We start from the raw sequence: 5205 nt of genomic DNA on the forward strand, positions 1-5205 counted from the left end.
CAGTTGTCAGTGCTGGTACTGCCGCCACCACCCTGCGACCCGCCATGCGCACTTCCAGCCAACGCACCGAGTTGAAGGCCTTCCTGCGCGCGCGCCGCGCGGCACTGGCGCCGGAAACGGCCGGCGTCCCGCGCGGCGGGCGCCGGCTCACGCCCGGCCTGCGCCGCGAGGAGGTCGCCGCGCTCGCCGGGGTGGGCCTCACCTGGTACACGTGGCTGGAGCAGGGGCGCGCGATCAACGTGTCGGCGGCGGCGCTCGCGCGCATTGCCCATGCGCTGTCGCTGTCGCCCACCGACGAGGCCTACCTGTTCTCGCTGGCCGGCGTGGCGCACCCGGAACCGCCGTTGCCGCCGTTCGAACTCGCGCCGTCGGTGCAACTGCTGCTGGACCGCTATCGGGGCCCGGCGTTCGTGCTCGACCCGGTGTTCGACGCGCTGGCCTGGAACGCCCAGGCCGACTGGCTGTTCGGTTTTGCCGCCCAGCGCGGCCCGTTCGCGCGCAACCACGTGTGGAACGCGTTCCTGAATCCCGCGCGGCGGCGCCTGTATCCCGAGTTCGTGCCTGGCATGCTGAACCTGCTGGGCATCTTCCGCATGAGCCAGGCCGCGCATCCCGACGACGCGCGTTTCGACACGCTGATCGCGGCGCTGTCCGCGGCCAGCCCGGAGTTCGCGGAACTGTGGAACCGGCAGGAGACCGCGCCGCTGAGCGCGCTGCGGCTGCCGCTGTTCCATCCCGAACTGGGCCCGTTCTGCGTGCATTCCACCCGGCTGCCGATCCGCGACGTGCAGGCGGAAGGCGCCACCGCGTTCTTCTTCGTGCCCGCCGACGCCGCGACCGGGCGTGCGTTCGAGCGGATGGCCGGGCTGGCGGGCGGCACGGACGCGACATGAGCCGGTCTTGTCGCCTCCATCGCCAGGATCGGCCTGGATCGTCGTCCGGGCCACGCATGGTCCGACGTCGATCGGGCGCGGCACGCGCCTGATCGAACGGAGCCGGGCCGGGCAGCGGATTCGGCGAGCTTGAGATGAGCCGGACACGCATTTCAGGTCTCGGGCAAGTGCTCCTGCCTTGGTGCTGCTTCGTGGAAATCCAGGCAGGCGCATCCCGGATGCCGACGCGTGTTCGCGGAAATCCTGGCGTGTGGCCCATAGGCGCGGCGCGTGCAATCCCGTGTCTGCGTTCGCCATATATGCTGGCGCTTGATCTGCGCCTGTGAGTATCGCCGCTTGAATCTGGGACCGTTCGCTTTTTCCACCGCGCTGATCGCCTTGCTGTTCGGCCTGGTCGCCGGCCTGGGGACCGCCGGCTTCCTGCGCAAGCGCGGCTGGCCGGATGCCGGCAACGCGTTGTACCTCGCACTGGGCGGCGGGCTGCTGCTGGCGCGCGTGGCTTATGTAATCGGCTGGCGCCACCAGTACCTCGAACAGCCGCTGAGCATGCTCGATCTGCGTGACGGCGGTTTCGATCCCGTGGCCGGCCTGCTCGGCCTGGCGCTGGCGACGGCGCTGCTGGCCTGGCGCAGCGCGTCGTTGCGCAAGGCGCTGGTTGCGAGCGTGGCGGCGGGCGTGCTCGGCTGGGGCTTCGCCACGCTGGCTGCACACCTGTTGCGCGATGCGACGCGGCAATCGCTGCCTGCCATGACCTTGCGCGACCTGGACGGCCATGAAGTTCCGCTGCCCTCGCTGGCCGGCAAGCCCATGGTCGTCAATCTGTGGGCGACCTGGTGCGGGCCCTGCCGCCGCGAGATGCCGGTGCTGGTGGAGGCGCAGCGGCGCCTTCCGCAGGTGCGCTTCGTGTTCGTCAACCAGGGCGAGGACGCGGCCACCGTGGCGGACTACCTGCGCGACGAGGGCCTCGCGCCGCGCCACGTGCTGATCGACGGCAACCACGACCTGTCGACCCGCTTCGGCGTGCGCGGCTATCCCACCACGCTGTTCCTGGGTGCCGACGGCACCGTGCGCGACCGCGCGATGGGCGAGCTCTCGCGGGCCACGCTGGCCGAGCGGTTGCGGCGCATCGCGCCGCAACCGGCCGGCACGGCGCTCAATCCGCCGGACGCTGCTTCACCCAGGTATTGAACAGCTCGTCGATGCGGCGGTATTCGTCGTACCAGTCGTCGGCGTGCTTGAAGTCGTGACGCTCCAGCGGGTACAGCGAGATCCAGAAGTTCTTCTTGTGCAGTTCCACGAAGCGCTGGTACAGGCGGATGGAGTCGCTGGCCAGCACGTTGTCGTCGATCAGGCCGTGCTCGATCAGCAGCGGGTCCTGCAGGTTCTTCGCGTATTCGATCGGCGAGCTGGCCTTGTACGCCTCGGGGTCCAACTGCGGGTCGTTGAGGATGTTCGAGGTGTACTCGTGGTTGTAGGTGACCCAGTCCGCCGGCGGGCGCAGCGCGGCGCCCGCCGCGAATTCGCCGGGTGCGCGCAGCAGCGCCATCTCGGCCATGAAGCCGCCGTAGCTGCCGCCGTAGATGCCCACGCGCCTCGGATCGACGCCGTGGTGCTTCACCAGCCAGGCCTTGCCGTCGAGCAGGTCTTCCAGTTCGGGGTGGCCCATGTTGCGGTAGATCGCGGTGCGCCAGTCGCGGCCGTAGCCGGCGGAGCCGCGGTAGTCCAGGTCCAGCACCACGTAGCCCTGCTGCACCAGCAGGTTCTGGAACATCTGCTCGCGGACGTAATACGTCTCCTGCTTCGACACGTCCTGCAGGTAGCCGGCGCCGTGCACGAAGATCACCGCGGGCCGTGAGGCAGGCGCGCCAGTCCCGTCGGCGGGGCCGTAATACTTCGCGTAGACCACCCCGGCGCCGTGCGTGGACGGCACCTCGACGAACTGCGGCTGGATCCAGGGGCGCGTGGCGTACGCTTTCTTCATGGTGTCGGTGAGTTCGCGCGGCGCGCCTCCGGCGGCGTCCTGCACGGCGAGCTGGCTCAGCAGGTATGGCGCGGAGTGCAGCACGGCGAGCTGGTTGCCGTCGGGCGACAGCGTGTAGCCGTCCACGCCCTCGTATTGCGTGACGCGGGTAAGCGAACCGTCGCCGGTCGACACGCGATACACGTCGTAGCTGTACGGCGCCTGCTTGTTCGCGAGCAGGTAGAACCACTGGCCGTCCGTACTGAGCCGGGGCTGGCTGACCTCGAATTTCCCGCTGCCGGTGAGCGCCTTCGCCTTGCCGTCCAGCGGCTTCAGGTAGAGCCGCGACCAGCCGTCGGCCTCGCTGAGGTACCACAGCGTGCGGCCGTCCTTCAGCCAGCCGAAGTCGTTGAAGCTCCAGTTGATCCAGGCCGCGTCGTGCAGGCGGTCCTGCGCCACCAGCGCGTGCTTCGCGAAATCGACGCTGGCGATCCAGCGGTCCTTGTTGTCGATCGCGCGCAGCTGCACGGCGGCCTGGTGGCCGTCGTCGCTCCACGCGATGCCGCCGCCGCTGCCTTCGTTGGCGATGGTCACCGGACGCACGGCCGGCGCCTTCAGCGCCTTGGCTTCGTCGCCGTGGCCGGCCTTCTCCAGCGCGGCGACGGTCCGGTCGCGGATCGCCTTCAGCGGATCGTCCTTGATGCCGGGCAGCGTGTCGGTGGCCAGCGGCCATACCTTGTGCGCGGCGAGGTCGAGCAGCAGCAGCGACTGCGGCGCGGGGTCGTTGCGGCCCACATAGGTGCGCGCCTTCTGCACCTCGGTGTAGCCCGAGTCGGTGACGTAGTGGATCACGCCCGGCGCCTTGCCGTCGTCGGGATGCGCGGGGGCGGCGATCACCAGCATCCAGCGACCGTCCGGCGACAGCGCGGTGTCCACGGCCTTGAGCTTGTCGCCCAGCCAGAACGGCTGCGGCGCGCGACCGGCGTCGGCGCCTGCCAGCGCCTGCTGCTGCGCGTGCTGCGCGTCGCGGTCCGCCTTCATCTCGCGCAGCGTGTCGAACAGCTCGAGTTGCCGGCGTTCCAGCGCGTCCGGTTTCTTCGCCTGCGGGTCGTCGGCAAACTTCAGGATGGCGGCGGGCGAGCTGATGCCGCTGGCGAGGTCGTAGCCGTACCAGTCGTTGCCGTCGCGGAACTGCAGCGTGCGGCCGTCGGCGGAGAACTGCGGCGAGGACTCCGGCTGCGGCGAGCGCGTCACCTGCACGCGGCGGCCGCTGGCGAGGTCCACCAGGAACACGTCGCCGTGCAGGATGAAGGCGGCATGTGTGTGGCTGCGGTCGTACACCGCGGGGCCTTCGGCCTGCGCCATCGCGGCGGGATCGAGCTTGGCACCAGCACCGCCTGCGGCGCTCACGCGGTAGAGGTCGCGCACCGTATCGCCGTCGCGCTTCAGCGTGTAGTACAGGTTGCGGCCGTCCACGCTCCAGTACGGGTTTTCCACCGCGTGGCCGATCCAGTCGGGACTGGCCATGATGGTTTCCAGGTCCAGTGGCGCGCTGGCGGACGGTGCGGTGGAAGCATCGAACGCCGCCGCGGGCAGCACGGTGAAGGCCACGAGGCCGGCAAGCAGCAGTCGGCGCATGGTGCGCTCCGCAGTCGAAAACCCGAGAGCATAGCGGGCCGGTGCCTGCCGGCAAGCGCCATTGGTCCTGTTTCCTCCCTGTCGGGCGGGCGCCAGGCTCGGGTCGCCGCAGCCAGGTTCAGTCGCCGCGGAATTCGCGGCGATACAGCGAGGGCGTGGTGTGCAGCACCGCGCCGAAATGCTGGCGCATGGACAGCGCGGTGCCGAAGCCGGCGCGTTCGGCGATGCGTTCGACCGGCAGCGCGGTGGTTTCCAGCAGGCGCTGCGCCAGCGCCAGCCGCTGCGCCAGCAGCCACTGGCCCACGGTGCTGCCGGTGTGCTGGCGGAAGTGGCGGGTGAAGCTGCGCCGGCTCATCGCCGCGCGCGTGGCCAGCGCATCGAGGCTGTGCGCTTCGCCGAGGTGGCGTGCCGCCCAGTCCAGCGTCTTCGTCAGCGGCGTGTCGCGCGCGGTCGCCAGCACCGGCTGCTCGATGTATTGCGCCTGGCTGCCCTGCCGGTGCGGCGGCACCACCAGGGTGCGCGCCATGCGGTTTGCCGCTTCCGCGCCGAGGCGGCGGCGCAGCACGTGCAGGCAGCAGTCGATGCCGGCGGCGGTGCCGGCCGAGGTGAGCACGTCGCCTTCGTCCACGTACAGGACATCGGGATCGAGCTGCACCCGCGGGTAGCGTTCCGCGAAGCGCGTGGCCCAGGGCCAGGGCGTGGTGGCGCGGCGGC

4 protein-coding genes are annotated in these 5205 nt (G+C 70.4%); 2 read left to right on the forward strand and 2 right to left on the reverse strand.

What is annotated here, in order from left to right; genetic code table 11:
* The first annotated feature begins 44 nt into the window (after positions 1 to 44).
* Together PCA_RS00890 and PCA_RS00895 are read left to right on the forward strand one after the other, a co-directional pair.
* Entirely contained in the window at positions 45 to 893 is an 849-nt protein-coding gene (locus tag PCA_RS00890; RefSeq protein WP_181300234.1) for a helix-turn-helix domain-containing protein, read from the forward strand.
* Positions 894 to 1229: 336 nt separating this feature from the next.
* Positions 1230 to 2081 carry a TlpA disulfide reductase family protein gene (locus tag PCA_RS00895; protein ID WP_181300235.1) on the forward strand — a complete coding sequence of 284 codons (852 nt, stop codon included), beginning with the start codon at positions 1230 to 1232 and terminating at the stop codon, positions 2079 to 2081.
* On the opposite strand, the gene PCA_RS00900 is transcribed toward PCA_RS00895, so the two are convergent.
* Both PCA_RS00900 and PCA_RS00905 read right to left on the reverse strand, forming a co-directional pair.
* On the reverse strand, positions 2047 to 4491 hold the full coding sequence (locus PCA_RS00900) for a prolyl oligopeptidase family serine peptidase (protein ID WP_181300236.1): 2445 nt from the start codon (positions 4489 to 4491) through the stop codon (positions 2047 to 2049). The two genes, PCA_RS00895 and PCA_RS00900, sit on opposite strands and share 35 nt — an antisense overlap.
* A gap of 118 nt (positions 4492 to 4609) precedes the next feature.
* A partial coding sequence (locus PCA_RS00905) for a helix-turn-helix domain-containing protein (protein WP_181300237.1) occupies positions 4610 to 5205 on the reverse strand: 596 nt, incomplete at its 5' end.

Source organism: Rhodanobacter sp. PCA2, from assembly GCF_013620825.1.
Taxonomy (GTDB): domain Bacteria; phylum Pseudomonadota; class Gammaproteobacteria; order Xanthomonadales; family Rhodanobacteraceae; genus Rhodanobacter_A.